The organism is Streptomyces sp. NPDC088794 (assembly GCF_044750545.1).
Taxonomy (GTDB): Bacteria; Actinomycetota; Actinomycetes; order Streptomycetales; family Streptomycetaceae; genus Streptomyces.
Genome location: NZ_JBIVKB010000012.1, coordinates 34,815 through 52,057 on the forward strand (window position 1 = coordinate 34,815; position 17,243 = coordinate 52,057).

Annotated in this window: 13 protein-coding genes; 1 reads left to right on the forward strand and 12 read right to left on the reverse strand. The window is 68.7% G+C overall.

What is annotated here, in order from left to right; genetic code table 11:
- Positions 1 to 60 precede the first annotated feature (60 nt).
- On the forward strand, positions 61 to 1,299 hold the full coding sequence (locus ACIP6U_RS29800; RefSeq protein WP_401724001.1) for a multiprotein-bridging factor 1 family protein: 1,239 nt from the start codon (positions 61 to 63) through the stop codon (positions 1,297 to 1,299).
- Here the strand turns inward: ACIP6U_RS29800 and ACIP6U_RS29805 are convergent.
- The 12 genes from ACIP6U_RS29805 to ACIP6U_RS29860 all read right to left on the reverse strand — a co-directional run bounded on the left by ACIP6U_RS29805 (position 1,289) and on the right by ACIP6U_RS29860 (position 17,242).
- Positions 1,289 to 1,942 (reverse strand): HAD family hydrolase, encoded by a 654-nt coding sequence (locus ACIP6U_RS29805; protein WP_401724003.1) that lies wholly within the window; start codon positions 1,940 to 1,942, stop codon positions 1,289 to 1,291. The two genes, ACIP6U_RS29800 and ACIP6U_RS29805, sit on opposite strands and share 11 nt — an antisense overlap.
- A gap of 139 nt (positions 1,943 to 2,081) precedes the next feature.
- Positions 2,082 to 2,489, reverse strand: coding sequence for a hypothetical protein (locus ACIP6U_RS29810; protein WP_401724006.1), 408 nt, complete (start codon positions 2,487 to 2,489; stop codon positions 2,082 to 2,084).
- Positions 2,476 to 2,913 carry a hypothetical protein gene (locus ACIP6U_RS29815; protein ID WP_401724009.1) on the reverse strand — a complete coding sequence of 146 codons (438 nt, stop codon included), beginning with the start codon at positions 2,911 to 2,913 and terminating at the stop codon, positions 2,476 to 2,478. Before ACIP6U_RS29815 ends, ACIP6U_RS29810 begins: the two co-directional genes overlap by 14 nt.
- 35 nt (positions 2,914 to 2,948) lie before the next feature.
- Positions 2,949 to 3,275: a hypothetical protein gene (locus tag ACIP6U_RS29820; protein ID WP_401724011.1), complete on the reverse strand. Its 327-nt coding sequence runs from the start codon at positions 3,273 to 3,275 to the stop codon at positions 2,949 to 2,951.
- Positions 3,276 to 3,349: 74 nt separating this feature from the next.
- Entirely contained in the window at positions 3,350 to 4,420 is a 1,071-nt protein-coding gene (locus tag ACIP6U_RS29825) for a glycoside hydrolase family 25 protein (protein ID WP_401724014.1), read from the reverse strand.
- Positions 4,421 to 5,068: 648 nt separating this feature from the next.
- Complete coding sequence (locus tag ACIP6U_RS29830) at positions 5,069 to 5,617, reverse strand: hypothetical protein (protein WP_401724017.1); 549 nt, start codon at positions 5,615 to 5,617, stop codon at positions 5,069 to 5,071.
- Positions 5,618 to 5,630: 13 nt separating this feature from the next.
- Positions 5,631 to 9,041: a hypothetical protein gene (locus ACIP6U_RS29835; protein WP_401724020.1), complete on the reverse strand. Its 3,411-nt coding sequence runs from the start codon at positions 9,039 to 9,041 to the stop codon at positions 5,631 to 5,633.
- Positions 9,042 to 9,078: 37 nt separating this feature from the next.
- Positions 9,079 to 10,812, reverse strand: a complete 1,734-nt coding sequence (locus ACIP6U_RS29840; RefSeq protein WP_401724022.1) for a polysaccharide deacetylase family protein — start codon at positions 10,810 to 10,812, stop codon at positions 9,079 to 9,081.
- An 80-nt stretch (positions 10,813 to 10,892) separates the two neighbouring features.
- A complete protein-coding gene (locus ACIP6U_RS29845) occupies positions 10,893 to 14,753 on the reverse strand; it encodes a phage tail tape measure protein (RefSeq protein ID WP_401724810.1) in 3,861 nt (1,286 codons plus the stop codon).
- A 127-nt stretch (positions 14,754 to 14,880) separates the two neighbouring features.
- Positions 14,881 to 15,333 carry a hypothetical protein gene (locus tag ACIP6U_RS29850; protein WP_401724025.1) on the reverse strand — a complete coding sequence of 151 codons (453 nt, stop codon included), beginning with the start codon at positions 15,331 to 15,333 and terminating at the stop codon, positions 14,881 to 14,883.
- 248 nt (positions 15,334 to 15,581) lie between these two features.
- On the reverse strand, positions 15,582 to 15,941 hold the full coding sequence (locus ACIP6U_RS29855; protein ID WP_401724028.1) for a hypothetical protein: 360 nt from the start codon (positions 15,939 to 15,941) through the stop codon (positions 15,582 to 15,584).
- Positions 15,942 to 15,994: 53 nt separating this feature from the next.
- Positions 15,995 to 17,242 carry a hypothetical protein gene (locus ACIP6U_RS29860; protein ID WP_401724031.1) on the reverse strand — a complete coding sequence of 416 codons (1,248 nt, stop codon included), beginning with the start codon at positions 17,240 to 17,242 and terminating at the stop codon, positions 15,995 to 15,997.
- Between the last annotated feature and the right edge of the window lies 1 nt (position 17,243).

Here is a 17,243-nt window from a genome sequence, read left to right on the forward strand (position 1 = left end):
TAACCTCTAAGAGGACTCGCCTTGACCACTGGCGAGCGCCTCGACCCTGGGAGAACCGCCGTGGCCGCACGCTCCTCCGGCAACCAACTCTTCAAGGCCGCCCGCATCGCGGCCGGCTATGCGAGCCAGGACGCGTTCGCCGACGCCGCCGGCGTAAACGTGCGGCAGGTGCGCCGCTGGGAATCGGACAACCCGCCCTGGCCCCAGCCCTCTGTGGGACAGAAGATCGAGCGCCTTCTCGGCCAAGGCCTCAGGGCTCTCGGCTTCACTCCGCCCGCCGGCGTCGCCGACGAAAGCTCTCCACGGGCGCTGCCAGGGGCACTGCCTGTGACCGCCTCCGCGGTCGGTCTCGCCTCCGTTCCCACCCAGGTGGCCGGGAACCTCCAGCCCGCCACTGCTGCGATCGACTTCGCCACCATCACTCGCGCGCAGCGCAGGCTCTACTGGTCCGTGGCGCCCGCCACCCTGCACCCCACGATCGTCGAGCACTCCAAGCTGGGCTGCGCCCTGCTCGTGGACACAGCAGGCCAGACCCGGCGGTCTGTGGCCGCAGCCCTCGCCGAGACGTATCTCCTCGCTGCCCGGATCGAGTTCTTCGACCTACGAAACGACAAGGCGACGCAGACATTGGTCCTGGCCCTCCAGGCCGCCGCAGAGGCCGACGACCCGCTCATGGCCACAGCCGTCCTCGCCCACATGGCGTTCCCTCCCGCCTGGTCGGGGCATCGGGAAGAGGCGATCGAGCGGATGGTCGCGGCGCGGACCTACGCACGCCGCGGAGCGGCGCCGGCCCTGCTCATGGCCTGGCTGGACTCGGTGGAAGCGGAGTGCGAGACGCGGTGCGGCAACACCCGCACCGCGCTCAACCTGCTCAATCACGCCGAGGACCTCCTCGCCGACGGCCCGCAGCACGCCGTTCCCGAGTGGCTCGACTGGTTCACGCCGGTCAGGCTGGCCGCTTTCAAGGGCAACACGGAGCTCAAGGCCGGGCATCTGCCTCAGGCGCGCGCAACCCTCCTCCGGGTCCTTGAGGACCTCGACCCGAGCGAAGTGAAGCAGGCCTCGGTCATCCTCGGTGACCTGGGAGCCGTGGAAGCTGAGGCAGGCCACCCGGAGGAAGCGTGCGTGTATGTGCTGCGGGCGCTCGACCAGCTGGAGCGGACCTGGTACGCGATGGGCATGGACCGCGTCCGGGAAGTGCGGCGCGCGCTCGCGCCGCACCAGCATGAGCGATGCGTGCGCGAGCTAGACGACCGGCTGTACGGGTGGGCCTCGACGGTCAGCGCGTTCAGCGGTTGAACTGGCTGATGAGCGGGGCCAGTTCGAGAAGGCTGTCGACCCGGAAGGTCGGGATCTTCTGTGCTGCCTCGCTCCGCCACTGGATGGTCGCCCATGGTCCGCGGTGGACGAGCGCTGTGTGCATGCCTGCCTCGCGGGCGGGGCGGATGTCGTTGTCGACGCGGTCGCCGACGTAGAGCATCTCGTCGACGTCGAACGGAACGACCTCCGCCACGCGGTGGAAGAACGCCGGGTCAGGCTTGCTGGCGCCCCAGTCGTCCGATGTGCCGATCAAGTCCACGTCGGAGGAGAACAGTTCGCGCAGGAGCTTGCCAGCTCGCACGGTCTGATTGCCGGCGATCCCGAGCCAGAGTCCGTCGCCGCGCAGTTCGGCGAGGGCCTGGCGGACGTCCACGTAGAGGTCGCTCTCGCCGAAGTGCTCCGGTTTCCCGGCTTCGGCGCGGGCGTCTCGCTCGGCGTAGAGGTCGAAGCCGGGCCGGAACTCCTGGAACACGTCCCGGTAGTCGCGGCCTTGGGCGATGACGGCGCCGAACATGGAGTGGAAGGTGTGGCGCGGGACGCCGAGCCAGTCGGCCCAGGTGCCGTACTCGGTCGTCTCGTCCACGAGGCACTCGCCGACGTCGAAGATCACTGCGCGAATCATGATGGAAGGCTACCCGCCCAGGGGAAACGGGAGTTGGGCCCCTCTCCGCTGTGCGGAGAGGGGCCCAACTTGCTTTCGGAGACGCCAGACGGGCGGCTTCCTTAGATGCGCGTTACAGGTGTGCCCATGCGCCTTGGTGCTATCGGTTGTCGCGGGCTGCGATGAGTTCCGGGTCCATCGGGACAGGAGGGATGCCAGCCTCGCGGAGGAGTTCGTCCTGGCGGCCGATGTGGACCAGCGCCAGGCTCAGGAGCCGGTCCGTGCGGTCGCCGCGGGACCGGGCGGTCGCGAGGTCTGACCGAGCGGTCCGCAGGTCGTCCTCCAGGGTTCGCATCCGCTGGTGGAGCCCCGTCATCTGATCGGTGAACCACCGGTACATCTCCGGGGACACCGTCCATGTGCCCTCTGGCTGCTGCGGTGCCACCGGGAGTGCGTCGGCCGGCATGTCCTGCTCGGTCGTGCGGGTACGGCCCATCCAGGCCCCGTACGCGGATCCGAGGGTGGAGACGAGGACTGCGAGGAGTCCCAGCCAGCTAGTCGGCTCCACTCGGCACCGCCTTCGGGACGATCAGGCGTGGGCTGGTCAGGTAGGCCACGATCTGGATGAGGAGTGCGTGGGAGGCCCAGGGTGCGACGGCGCCCCACGCGGTCGACGAGGTGCCCGTGATCGCGCCGAGCGCGTACGCCACGGCCCACAGGAGCGGCGGGGCCATGGCGGCGCCGATGCCGGGCAGGTCTCGTCCTGGGCGGACGAGTGCGTAGGCGACCGCGACGGTGCCGGAGGTGATCCAGAGCCAGCCCCACGCGGTCATGGGCAGCAGGTCCAGGAGGACGCTGATGCCCCGCACGGTGCCGTAGCGGGGCTGGACGGTCAGCGATGCGCCGTAGCTGACCCAGGAGAGGCCAGAGGCGAGCAGTGCGAAGCCGCGCCATCCAAGGCGCGTCCACAGCCAGCAGATGAGGTGCCTCATCCTGCGTCGGCGGCCGGGCGACGGTTGGGCTCGCACTATGCGGCCCGGGGCGGTGATCCGGCATCGGGGCGGCCGGTGGTGGAGGTGGCGGCCTCGATTCGGGGTGCGATTCCCGAGGGGCGCCAGAGAGTTCGGTAGGCGACGCCGATCGCCACGGCGGCAGTCAGGATGCCGGTCACGATCGGACGACCGGTGAACTCGTCGTTGAAGTAGGCGGTCCCGACGCCGTCGCCGGCGGCGACCAGGAGCATGAAGATGCCCTTGGCCGGGCCGGACCAGCGGGGCTGGATGACGATGGCGATGACGGGGGGCAGCAGGTAGCCGAGAGCTGCGGCCCACAGTTGTGCGTCGGTGGGGTGCATCGAGTTCCCTTTCGTCGGGCGACGTCGGCGCGGCGGGTACCGGGCCGGTGGGACTGTCTGCGGGCGGTACGGGGTTAGTTGGTGGGCCAGGTGAGCGCGGTCAGGACGGCGCTGCGGACCGTGACTGGGCCGGGGGCGTTGTTGAGGAGGCGGACGCGCATGGTCCGGCCTCGGGCGAGGTGTTTGACGAGCGGGGTGATGTGGTGGCTGCCGCCCTTGGTGCCGATGACCTCGTCGATCGGGTGGTCTGCGATGTGCCGGGTGCCGGCGTACTCGGACATCCGGACCTGGACCGTCTCGCCGACGGGCAGGCCCTCGACGTAGAGGCTGAGGGACCCGGTGAACCGGCAGGCGCCGGCCGCGAAGATGGCACTGGCGGGCGGGTGCTGGGCCTCGGTGTCGGTCCACTCGGTCGTCAGCGCCACGTCTTCCCAGGCGCCTGGTGCGAGGGTGTACGGCTTGGCGATGCCGAGGTTCACTTCGCCGGGCACGAGGTCCTCCTTGATGGTGGTGGTCTCGCCGACGGCCCAGGCGCGCAGGGCGGGCTCGGAGAGGTACGCGATGGACCGGTCCAGTGGGGTGTCGGTGAACTGCCAGATCAGAGGCCGGTATGTGCTCTGCGGGGCCGCCTCGGCACGCGCGTAGTCAGCGGCGCCCCAGGGGTAGGCGGGGTACCAGAGCGGCAGTCCTGCGGGGACGCGGCCGGCGTCCAGGTCGCTGCCCGAGGTGTAGATCCCGACCCTCTGCGTGGGGAACGCGGCCTGAACAGTGGTGACCCATGTCTGCACCCAGCCGTGAATCTGGTCGGCTGTCCGACCGCGGTAGTTCCGGCTGTCCGGGTACGCCTCGAGGTCCAGCCAGTGCACGAACGAACGGATGCTGCCGGCGGGTCCGGCGACGGCGCTGATGTAGTTCGCGGCCTCCGCCAGCGGGTCCTGGTTGGGCCAGGCGAAGTGGTAGGCGCCGACGAGGAGCCCGGCCGCGGCAGCTCCGCGTAGGTGCGCGCCGAATGCCGGGTCGTGGGTGTGTTCACCCTCGCTGGCCTTGACGAAGGCAAATACGACGCCGCCGCGTCGGTGGGCCGCCCAGTCCTGGGTGCCCTGGTGGGCCGAGACGTCGATTCCGCGGCAGTTGGTCTCGGACATCAGACACCGCCGTTCGCAGCGCGAGCGGCCTCGAGCTGGATGGCATCCGCAAGATTGCTGGGCGGGGGCTGGGGCATCGTCGTCTCCCTGTGTGGTGCACCGCATTTGGATCTTGGCTTGAGAGCTTCTTGAGCGGTCACTGCGCCGGAGGCGTGTTCCCGCGCCCTCTCCGTCAGGCCGGTCACGAATGCAGCCCGGGTAGTCCTCAGCCACAGAAAGCACGCCACGGCGATAGCGGCAGATGACTGGGCTGGCGCGCGTGTGTCTCGGGCAACCCCCGCCGGTCTCAGCCACGCTGCTGATCTTTTGAAGACCTCGGCCGTCGAACGCCCGCGCGCGAGGGGGTTGCTGTGGTCGCGGGGAGCCGCGGGGTGGGGGTTGCTCAGCCAGGTACTAGTGCAGGCCCGGTGGACCCCCCGGCGGGAACGGGTTCCGGAACCCGTCGCAGAACGGGTTCCGGGGTCGTCCGGGGTTCGGAACCCGTTGCGGAACGGGTTCCGGAACCACCGGCGGGAACGGGTTCCGGACGGTCTGGAACCACCGGCGGGAACGGGTTCCGGAACCCGGTGCAGAACGGGTTCCGGGGTCATGGGCTGCGGACGGCGGAACCCGTTCCGCGACGGGTTCCGGAACTGGAGGTGCGCGGCGTCAGCCGCCGAGCCACCACACACCCATGGCGCAGGCGACGTCGGTCGCTGAACTCGTGTTGAGCGCCCCGCCCGAGGTCTGGAGGCCCTGGAGCTCGATGTAGTCGCCGACTGCGAGAACCGCCTGGGCGTGGAACGCGGCGCCGCTGGAGTGCGTGGCGGTCGCGGCGAGGCCCTTGACGAAGCTGCCAGGCACCGCGGTGCCGTTGACGGTGATGCGGCCGGCCCTGTTCCCGGTCGCGTTCGCCGCGAAGGAAACCATCCCGGTGATCGCGTACGTTCCGGCGACCTGGATGGTGTAGCGGCTGGTGTTGGTGGACGTGGAGTGACCGTTGTCGCTGTCGAAATCCTCCGTGTCGAGGGTCAGGGGGGTCCAGGTGTTGTCGGCGATGGACTGCACACTGGCCTGGCGGCCGCGGAACCGAGGCACGCCGTTGGTTCCAGATCCCAGGAGCCAGTCGCTCATCGCCTTGACGGACGCGGTCCACAGCGCTCCCGTCAGGTAGTTGCCGGGGCTCTGGGTGCCGATGACCGGGACCACGCGAGGCATAGGGACCCTCCTGTCAGTAGGCGAAGACGATGGAGTCGAACTGGCAGACGGAGTCCCACGTCGTCGGGTCCGTGACTCCGGCGGGCAGTGGCTCGCACACCGTGTCGTTCGTGGTGTGGGCCTTGGTGGTTGCGGCGGTGAGGGTGAGGGTGGCGGTGGTCCATCCCGGGCTCGTCGCCCCCACCGACAGGACGGTGACGGTCTCCTGGTTGGCGGTGCCCTGCCCGAGGACGAGCTGCTGCCCGGGCGCGATCTGCGCGGCGAGGAGGTTGGTGTTGTCCTGGCCGTTGCGGATGGTGACCGAGGTGACGCCCGCTGACGGGGATGTGGCGAGCGTGGTGTGCCAGGCGGCGAAGATGCCGTACGGGCTGAGGTCGACCGGGGAGCACTGGAGCGTCTGCGTGACCTCCAGGTCCTCGCTCCACGACCATTCGATGTTCTCCACGAACATCTCCACCGTCGTGGCCGGTACGCCGGGGGGCCTGCGCATCGCGCGTGCCCGTGTGCCGAGTTCGAGTCCGAGGCAGACCGGCCACAGGGCCGGATTCGCGGAGGGGTGGAGGACGAGCGAGTTGATGCGGGTGGCGGGGCGTCGGTAGCGGGAGATCAGGTAGCCGGCGGCGTCCTGGCACTCGCCCGAGTCGGTCGAGTTGACGGTGCGCGTGATCGGCCGCTTGAAGAAGGCGGTCTGGCTGGCGCTGTCGTTGTCGTAGAAGACCTGGCCGGTGGACTCCTGGGTCACCTCGGCTGAGTTGGACAGGTGGGTCGAGTCGAAGTCGGTCTCAAGCGACTCGTACGGCCACTCGCCCGGGGCCTCCAGCTCGCCGAACACGTACGCCGGAGTGAGGGAGTTGTAGCGGTCCGAGCGGGCCTTGAAGTTGACCGTGCCGTCGCGGGCGACGAAGTGGGCGCCGTTCTCCGTCGCGACAACCGCTTCCAGAGCGCTGACCGCGTCCTGGCCGTCGAGCGCCGCGGGACCCATGGAAGTGGTCAGCCCGGGCTGGATGCTGGTGGGGCCGGTGTATCCGGCGTAGCGCAGGATCCGCCGGTAGCGGTCGTCCGTCGACTCCCCGGTGCACGATGACTTCCACGCCTGGTAGAGGTTCGTCCGGGCGCTGGCGCTGAGGTAGGACGGGAATTCCGCGCAGAAGCTGACGTCGCCCTTCCAGTTGCGGATGGTCCCGTTGCCGACGGTGGGGTCGACGTAGGCGCCGATGTTGTCGCTGATCAGGCCCGAGGGCGCGGTGCTGGCGCTCGGGACGGTGTCGAGGTTGACTCCGTCGACGTTGATGAAGGCGATGGAGTTCGCGATGTCGAGGCCGAAGATGGCCAGGTGCCAGTTGCCGTCGGCCACGTTGACGGAACTGATGCGCGCGCCGGCCACGCCGGTCGGGCCGGCCGAGGACCACTGGAGGGTGCCGGAGGTGTTGACGACCACCAGGATGTTCGACCCCGACGGAGCGCCGTTGGCTCGCTGGTTGTCGAAGCAGGACCAGAGATTTGCCGCCGCGCCGGCTCCCGGGACGGGCCCCGTGTACCGGAACGCGATCATCCGGGTGAAGGGGGCTGTGGCCGGGCCGAGGATCCCTGCGGTTCCCAGGCGGATGAACGTGGCCGGGCTGATGAGGTTCGTGCCGGGGTTCGGGTTGTCGAACGTCGCCACGGTCCCGGAGCCGCCGGTGTAGATGCCGTTCACGAGGTCGGTGGCTGTGATCTCGGTGCCCAGTACCAGGCTGCCCACGCCGTACTTGCTGTTGGCGAACGTCGCCGCGCGCTGGTTGCCGGTCCAGTCCGCCACGCTCAAGGAGCCCGCCGGGTCGTCCATCTTGTAGACGAACCGGGGGTTGTTGGCGTTGATCTCCTGGGTGAGCGGGTCGGCCAGGGTCTGCTGCGAGAGCAGGCTGAAGGAGTCGACCATGTTCGGGCTGACCTTGCCGTACGTGCCGTCCCCGTCCCATTTCGACGGCCAGCGCTCCGTGTAGCCGGCGTACACGGGGTACCAGATGCCGGGGCACTGCCACGTCGTGGCGGTCGCGCCCTTCTCGAGCTGGCAGCCGTCGACCTGCACGCTGCACGTGGCTGCCGCCGTGGCGGCCGTGGCCACTCCGACGTCCATGCCGGCGGCGTTGGCCGGGGCCGTCGCTGTCACGACCACCGTGGTCCATCCGGCTGTTGTCGACCCGGTCAGGACGCTGGTCGTTCCGTAGACGAAGGTCGTAGGTGTCGGGCCTCCGCCGGCGGTGTACCAGCCGATGAAGGCCGCCACGGACAGGCTCGTGGAGGCGGTGACGTCCCTCACCCGGAGAGCGATGGTGTACGTGCGGCCCGGAGCAACCGAGTAGCGGGGGGTGTGGCAGATCCGCGTCTGGGTCGCGGTGGCGGAGGGCACCGCGAACTGCATGACGGACGAGCCCATCCACGCCGACGCAGAGTTGACGAACTGGCCGCCGCTGCTGTCGGTGTTGGAGAAGATGTCGCTGGTCGCCGGGCTGATGGTGCCGGAGAATCCGCCCAGGTCTCCGCCGGTCGCCATGACCTGGTCGAGGAGATTGCGCGCGGGCGGCCACTGCGCGCGGCGCCGGTAGGGCTGGTAGGGGTTGATGTATCCGGACCAGGGGCCGGAGGTGTTGGTGGGGTCCAGGAGTGCGTCGGAGTTGGCGAGCTCGAGCTGGGCTTCAGCCGAGCGGACCTGGTCGGTTTCGTACTGGCGTCCCCGGCTGAAGGTGGTGGCGTTGCGGGGGCGGTCGGAGATGTCGACGTAGCGGTCGAGCGGGACCGTGCCGCCGTTGCTGTCCCAGTACGGGGCCCACGCGTCCTCGACCTGGGGGAAGTTGAGGTTGAGCTGGTCCTTGGCCGCGATGGTGGTGCTGACCTGGTCGACGTAGGCCGTGAGCCCGGCAGCCTCGGTGCCGTAGAACCCGGACATCCACAGGACCTGGACCGCGGTCGCGGACCAGGTGTGCGCGATGGTGGCGCGCAGTGTCCAGTTCCAGCCGTCCGGGGACGTGTCGAACAGGATGCTGCCGGCCTGTTCGCGCAGGCGCCACCAGGCGTGCAGGTAGGGGTTGTAGGCGCCGATGCTGACGGTGGTCGTGACGCCGGCGTTGACGACGGATGCGGACATGGCACCGCCGCCGTCGAACAGCAGGGTGGCGCGGTTGCTGGCGTCGACGGCCATCCGCATGAGGAGCTGGGTGGTTCCGGTGCCGAGCGGCGGCGGGGTGACGCGGGCGTAGACGGCGCTGTTGGTGGCGTCCCAGGGACCGGTGCTGCCGAGCTGGGGGTAGGAGGCGGTGCAGGCGATCTGGACGCGGTCCAGGACGGTGTCGAGGACGATGTTGGGGCTGCCGCTGGAGGCGTTCCAGATCGACGGGTTGAGGACCGGGGATCCGAAGTAGTCCTGCAGGACGTCCAGTTTGGGCATGCCGCCTCCCTCTGTCCGGTGGTGGGGCGAGTGCGGGTCAGGTGTAGAGGCGCAGTACGTCGCCGACCGGGAGCACGGGGATTCCGCGGGAGTTGATGCCGTCCATGATCGAGTTGAAGTCGGTCAGGGAGCACTGGTTCGAGGTGGTGACCGAGCCGGTGACGATGTCGTGGAAGACGAGGATGACCCAGTTGCCGTCGAGCTGGCAGCGGTCGAGGGAGCCGCCGGCGCCGGTCAAGTTGGCAGGCAGGCCGCGGGATGCGCCACCCGCGAGCGCGCCGATTCCGCTGATGGCGTGCATCCGGTAGGGCATCGGGGGCGGGAACGGCTCGAGGGTGTCTGCCGACGAGATGCTGCGGCCGTTGCTGAAGTAGCGGCAGGTGAGAGCTTCGATGGAGGCGCCGTCGGTCGTGCTGCTGAGCCAGCCGCCCGGATACGCGAAGCTACCGCCCGGGAAACCCTGGGCCGCCATCCACGCGCGCGTGCGGCGGATGTCGTCCTCCACCACCGCCGCGGACAAGGCGTTGTACTTCGTGTTGTGGTTCGCCGCGTAGTAGGCGTGCCCGGCGGCCTCCCATCCACACTGGTCCTGCAGAGAGCGCAGCTGTGCCAGGGTCAGGTAGCCGCCGGACCCCAGGTTCTCCACGATCGTGTAGGCGGTCCCCCGGAACCCGAGTGAGTCCATCTTCGGGCGGGCGTTGGTGTACTGGCTGGCGTAGGAGTCGTCGAAGGTGATGCTGATGACGCCGCCCGCGAAGGTGGCCTTCGTATCGGCGATGACCTCGACGGACTGCAGGTTCACGACGACCGGGTTACCGGTGTTGTCGTCGACGACCTGGAACAGCAGGTCTGTGAAGCCGTTGGTGACGCTCGGTACGCCGTTCGCGGAGATCGAGTAGGTGCCCGTCGCGGACCGCACATCCGCCCAGGACAGGACGAGGGTGACCCATTCACCGCTCAGGACGAGGTTCTCGGCACTCGCGGCGTGGGTGTGGACACGCCACGAGAAGGTGTTCGCGATCGTGCTTGTGCCGACCTGAAAGTTGATCTGGTTCAGGTGGGTCACGTCCGACACTCTGAAGACCAGGCGCAGCGCCTTGCCCGTGAGGTCGGGAACGCTGCCGGCGAGCTTGCGGATGTTCGCGACGGCCCCGGTTCCGGTCGTGGTGACTTGGAACGACTGGCTGCCCCTGCAGAAATTGGCGGTGTCGTTGACGTTCGACGAGCCGACCCCGGACCCGGACGCTGTCCAGCCGTGACCGGACTGGAACTGCTGCGAGAACGACGCCGGCCGCCACGCGGGCCGCGGACTCGACGGCACCATCAGCGGCACCGCGACCCCGGCGCTGCTCAGGCGTCCGTTCACGGCCAGGTCACCGCTGACCGTGCCGCCGGACAGCGGGACGCTGCTCGCGAGCGGGATCCCGCTCGCCGGCCAGTTCCCGGACAGCCGCGGCCCCCACAGGGTGCTGGAGTCGACGTCGACCCAGTACTGACCGTCTTGGCCCAGCCTGGCGGGCGGGCTGCCGTGGCCCGAGAGAATGGCCGACCCGGCCGCGATGAGGGACGAGGTGTCGGGCTGGTTCCCGGAACCGCCGTTGTCGGCCTGCTGGTTGACCGGTGACGCCGTGGTCTTCCATCGGCCGTCTGCAGGGGCGCTGGGCCAGTCCCAGATGGTCGGCGTGCCGCCGGTGCCCCGGGCGGGGCCCGCGGTGAGCGGGATGCCCGTGTAGACGGTGTCGTAGAGGGCCGTGTAGACGTAGGTGGCCACGCTCGTCCTTTCGTTGTTCGTCCAGCCCGGCGGCAGTGAGGTGGCGGGCAGCCTCCATCTCTGCCGCCGGGCGGCTGCCCTCAGCGCTTGTAGTTGGGGTAGGTCTTCGGGTTGCGCATCCCCTTCTTGAGGAAGCCCTCCTCGACGACCTTCACGAGCTCGCGCTCGGTCATGACGTGACCCTTGACCTCGACCTGGACGGTCCGCCGGTCGACGTAGGTGTACTGGCCGCCGCGCTGCGCCGGGATGCGGTAGCTGGAGGCGTTCGCGGAGAACGCGCCCTGGCTGACCGAGCCGGCCGTGGTGACCTGAGCCGACAGTTTCCGGGCGGCGGTCACGGCGTGACGGGCCGCGCTGGTGATGCCGACAGCGAGGCCCTGGGGGATGTAGCCGCCGATGTCCGCGAACACCTGCGACGGCGACTTGATCCTGAGGGCGTGCTTGATCGCCGCAGCCATCTTCTTGGCGATCGTGACCATCTGCTTCTCGATGGCCTTCTGCTGCTTCTGCAAGCCCTTGACCAGGCCCTGCGCGGCTTTGATGCCGGCCCCGTACATCGCGTCCGCGACGACGGTCCCGGTCTTCTTGGCCTGCGTTTTCATGCTGGCCTGGAGGGAGTTGACCTCCTTGATCTGCCCCGCCGAGGCCGCCGCGTACGCCCGGGCGGTATCACCTCCGCCCTCCACGCCGGCCGCAGCGATCTGCTCGATCAGATCGCTGCGGACGCCCTTCTTCTTCAGGGCAGCCAGGTTCCGGGTGAACTCGGCGACCTTCTGCGCCTGGGCGCGCATGTTCGCCACGATGTCGAAGGAGTTGACGGCGCGGCCCTCGTCGGGTGACGCGGTGACCACCGACATGCCCTGCATCACGCTGGAGGCGATCTCGTCGCGTTTCGACGTCCACGACTTCTGGAGGTCGGCCAGCGTCTTCTGGGCGGCCTTCAGCTTCTTCGCGGTCGCGTCCCGCTTCGCCGCCAGTGACCGCATGACGCGGTCTTCCCGCTTCACGTACCGCTCGACGCCTGCGAGCGCCCGCAGCTTCTGGGCCACCCAGGCGTTGGTACGCCGACCGCCCCGGGTGCGGTTGCTGGTGCGCTGGTCGACGAGGCGGTTGCGGGTCTGGAGGATCAGGGTCTCGATCCGCCTCGTGGCGGCCTTCACCCGGGCGGTGCTGCTGGTGAGGCCTTCGACCAGGCCCTGGTTGATGTAGATGCCCAGGGACCGGAAGACCTTCGACGGGCTCGAGATGCCGAGGGCGGACTTGAAGGCGTTCTTGGCGCTGTTGGCGATCCCGGACATGACCGAGCTGACGCCGATGGACTTCAGTCCGCTGAGGAGGCCGCGGATCATGTCACGGCCCGCGGAGACCAGCAGGCTCCCGAGGTTGCCGAGTGCCTTGCGCGCCCGGCCGGGAAGACTCCGCACCCAGGCGATCGCCTCGAGGGCCTTCTTGACCGAGGCGATCTTGAAACGGGCCCAGGCGTCCAGCGCCGTCGCGGCGACCCTCCCCGCCAGGGAAGACAGAGCCGACTTCGCCCGTCCCGGGAGGCCCGTGATCCAACTGATCAGGGAACGGCCGACGTTGACCGTGCTGTGGTAGGCGTCGGAGAAGCCCTTGCTGATCTTCTTCCAGTGGGTGGTGATGTAGGCGACGGCGATGCCGATGGGGCCGGTGAGAAGCCCCAGGAGCATCGGCCAGTTCGCCTTCACGAAGTTGACGACCCAGCCGATGGCGTCGCTGATGGCCTTGAAAGCGCCGTTGCAGAAGTCCCGGAACCAGCCGATCTTGTTGTACGCCAGGATTAGCCCGCCGACCAGGGCGGCGATGGCCAGGACGATCAGCATGATCGGGTTGGCGTTCATCGCCGTGTTCAGGATCCACTGCGCTACCGCGGCGGACCGCGTGGCGATCGCGGACGCGATGAGCTTGGTCTTCTGGATGGTCCAGGCGATCGCAGACCGTGCGGCAGCCAGAGTGGCCCTACCCACGTTCCGCGCGAGAGTGAGCGCGGCACTTCCGGCGGAGCGCATGGCCCGCCCGGCGCCCTTCACTCCCGTCACGAAGCCGGTCCACGCCGACTTACCAGCCCGTCCAGCGGCTCGGGCCGCGTTACGGCCGAACGTGGCCGCCGCGCTCCCGGCGCTCTTCATCGCCCGGCCGGCAGCCTTGGCCCCGTTGATGGTCCCGGTCCAGGCAGCCTTTCCGGCATTGCCGATCGACCGGGCAGCGGTACGGCCGAACGACGCTGCTGCGCTGCCGGCGCTCTTCATCGCCCGGCCGGCGGCCTTGGCGCCGTTGATGGATCCGTTCCACATTTTCCGCAGTGCGCCGCCGAAGGTGCCGGCGCGGCCGGAGAACGCGGAGCCTGCGACCTGGGCGGAGCGGAATCCCTGGACGACGCGGCCGCCGGCTTTGACGCCGGCCACGCCCAGCTTGGCGAGTGAGCCGATGGGCTTGACCACGGCCATGGTGAGCTTGGCCGCGTAGGCGACCACGGACAGGGCCAGGACGCCGCCGATCACGCTGGCAAGGGCGACCGCGACCTTCTGGTGCCGGGAGAACCAGTCGACGACCCGGGTGACGACCGGGATGAGTTTGGTGCCGATCTGGATCGCGAGGACGCTGACGGCCTGCTTGGCCTTGGCGAGGCGGACGTTGAAAAGCTTCTGGGTCGCGTCCCAGCCTTCGACGTCTTTCGTCGCATGTTTGTAGGACTCGCGGACTTTCTTGACGCGCTCGTTGTATGACTCGGTGTTCTCGCCGGTGAGCTGGAGCGATGTATTGAGGCCGATTGCCCCGCCGAGCATTTTTCGCATGGCCTCGGTGTAGGTCTGCGCTGCCGGTCCGCCCTTTTTGAGTTCGTCCGCGAACCCGTGGGAGTTCTTGAAGAGCGTTTTGAACTGTGCTCCGAGAACCTGCTGATCGGCAGGCATTTTACCGATGGCCTTGGAGAATTGATTAGAGGTGAGACTTCCCTTTTCTAGCCCGTGTGCGAGTTCCTGGAGTTTGGGCGGCATCAGGGAAATCATTTTGCGCATGTTCTGCGCAGCGAACTTCGTGTTGTTGAAGGACGACAGTAGGACTGTGCCCGATTTGCCCATCTTGCCGAGGACGGTCTTGGACAGCAGGTCGAACGTGCCGGTGAGGCCGCGCCCGCCCTTGTCGACGTCCTTCATCTTGGTAGCGACGTCGGTCGAGGAGAGGCCCAGCCTGGCCATTTCCTTCACTGCGACGGCGTTCGGCGAGGCGAGCGAGCGGATCGTGGAGGACAGTTCCTGCGTGCCCTCGCGGGCGCTGGTGCCGTGCTGAGTCAGCGTGGCGAGCGCGCCGGAAACCTCAGCGAAGGAAATCTTGTTGGCGGACGCGATCGGGAGGACAGTTGACAGAGAGGAGGCGAACTCCTCCATTGTCATCTTGCCTTCACCCGCGGCGGTTTTCATGGCGTTCATCACTTGGACGCTTTTGTTCGCGCCCAGGTGATATGAGGCCATGACCGAGGTCATCGCGTTGGTGACCGACTCCAGCGAGGCGTTTTCTTCACGCGCTCCCTGAGCCGCAGCCTTGAGGACTTTCAGGCCGTTCGCGCCACGGATACCGGCTTTCTCGACCTGGTACATTCCCTCGGTGAGGTTGTGCCAGTCGGTACCCGTATCCTTGGCAATATCGAGGATGCCTTTTCGGACCGTTTTCAGGCCGGAAAGTGTTTCTCCCGCAGCAGTGTGCAGGACCATCGTGTTCGCCTCGAAATCGCCCGCCATTTTCATGGAGGCGACCGCCGCGCCGGCGCCGATCAGGCTGACGGAACGGCCCATCCGGGCCATCCCCGCGAACACCGTGGCCCCCGCGGCCTGCATGCCCGCGGCGGTGCCGTTGACCTGTGCGCGTGCCTCGCGCATCGTGGCCCGGAGCTGAGTGATGTCGCCCATGAACCGCGCGACCACAGGGGGCAACAGGCCCCCGCCTCCTCCACCGCCGCCGCTCATACCGCGAACCGCCCTCCGGGCACAGCGAGCAGCCCCGTCCACCGCGCGCCCGGGGTGCGTGCGGTGTCAGGGGCTGCTCAGGGGGTCAGTGGGCGGCGAGGGCGGTTCGCCAGGCGTGGTGGTAGACGGTCCAGATCTGACCGGTGGTCACGAGGCGCTCGTACGCAGGCTGGACGTACGGGCGGGGCGGGAGCTCGGCGCCGCGGCCGGCGGGACCGCCGAGCTCCTGGACGCGTCCGTAGACGGCCGTGGGGCCGACCTCGGCGAGCCAGCGGCCCCAGCCGACGGGCACGGGCCCGACCACCTTGATCGACCTGCGCAGCGTGCCGGTCACGAGCGAGGGCGGATCCCCCGGCGCGGATGGTGTCGGGGTGCCCTTGGGATGGCTGCTCGTGGTGAGCATTTCCTTGATCGCGGCCTCGGCCAGGTGAGCGGCGTGGGCGGTCGCGATACGGGTGGCGCGCTGGATGTCCCTCTCCAGCGCGATCATCTGGGCGTTGAACTGGGAGAGCCCGACGATCTGTACGGCGCCGGACACGCGGGCTCACCCCCTCTCCGCGTCCCTCTGTGCCTTCTCCTGGGCGTCCGCGTGGATCTCGTCGATGATCTCGGCGAGGTCGGGGAGGCTGTTGAAGACCTCCAGGGGCAGGGCGTCTACCTGGTCGGGGGTCCAGTGGTAGCGCTCGGCGAACCATAGGTAGTCGAGCGTGCGGTGCCAGCGGGTCTCCGGATAGCGCTTCTGCTTCTCGCGGCCGGCCGCGTTCTTGGGGTCCTCCAGCAGGCCTTTCAGCCGTCGGAGGGTTCGGTAGGGGACGTCGGGTCAGCCGCCTGCTCCGGGGTCGCCTCCGGCTGCTGGGGGAAGAGCAGCTTGTGCGCGGCCTGGATCTCGGGGAGGCCCTCCAGGACGGTGCCGTCTGCCAGTGGCAGGAGCCCGATCGCCTCGAGACTGACCGGGTACTCGAAGGACCAGGAGGAGATCATGACGACGAACATGCCGTCTGTCATCTGCATGTCGGTGGCGAGGGTGAGCTCGATGTCCTCGTCGATCGGTACCAGGCCCAGGGCCTTCTTCTTGTCGCCGCGGCGGAGTGTGTCGGGGTCGCGGAGTTCGACCCAGTTCCCGGAAGGAAGGGCGTGACGTGGCAAGGGGACTCCTTGGGTGAGGGTGTGAGGGTGGGGATGGACAGCGCCTGTGCCGGTCAGTAGGTGCCGGGGGTGACGTTGCAGGTGACGGAGATCTTGCAGGGGCTGAACGAGCCGCTTCCGCCCGCGTTCGTGGTGTTTAGGACGGCCTTGAAGCTGTTGGAGTACTCGACGGCGGTCTTCGATCCGTCCGGCTCCGCCTCGACGAACGCCGCCTTCGCGAAGTCGAACTGCACCGCGCCAGCATTGAGGCCGGACAGGCCGTTGGAGATGAGCAACTGCAGCTGCGGCTGGTTGTTGTTGAGCATGTACAGCAGCGGAGATTCGTCGGCGGCGACGAAGTTCAGCTTGCCCTCGACCGTGAGGCCGGCGCGCTGGATGATGTACGGCGACTGGGCGCCGTTGCCGGTGAAGTAGGGGTTGATCTCCCGCTTGAGGCTGATCTCGCCGTCGGTGACGGTCGAGATGAGCGTGCCGCCGGTGGCCGGTCCTGCGATGCCGACGGCCATGCGCCAGGACGCGATCGGCGCCACCGTGCCGGGGTTCGCGGTCGGCGCGGATCCGAGGATCACTGACGGCCAGGACGTCGCCTTCGCGTCGAACGTGAACAGGTCCGACTCGGAGTTCCACTTGAAACCCATCTCGGAGAAGACGGCGCCCGGATACTGTCGCGCGCCGCTCGTCGATGTGGGTCCCAGCATGTGGGTCAGGGTGTGGCTGATCGGTTGCCCGGTGCCGGAGTTGAGGAGCGCCCAGGCGTACGTGTACGGCCCGGTCACCGGCTGGACGGCCTGCGCGGAGGCGTGCTGGTAGACGAGTCCCCCGGACGGCGACGAGAGCGGGATGGTGTACGGGCCCGATCCCGTGGGCGTCCCGGTCGTGAAGACCTCGGCAGTGGCCCCGGTGCCGATCTGGATCACGGTGCCGTTGGGGATCGTCGCGACGGTCGAGATGGTGGCCGCGCCGGGGTTGGCGGTCGCGGACAGCGTGGTGCCGCCCGAGCCGGTGGACGTGCCCGTGACGCTGAGGTCGCCCATGATGTTCCGCAGCAGATAGCCCAGGCCGTCCAGGAAGACCGGGCCGCCGAGGTCGAGGTCGGCGGTGGCAACGCCGGGGATCTGCGCGAACGAGTCGGTGCCCATGGCGCCGCGCCAGGCCTTGTCCTCCAGGAACTTCGGCTGGTCCTTGGGCTTGAAGTTGTCGAGGAGAAGGGTCGCGGTCATCGCGACGGGCGAGCCCTGGGTGACCTCATTGGCCACGCCCACGAACTGCTTCGCGGGCGCATAGGTGGTGGGGGTGGGCACC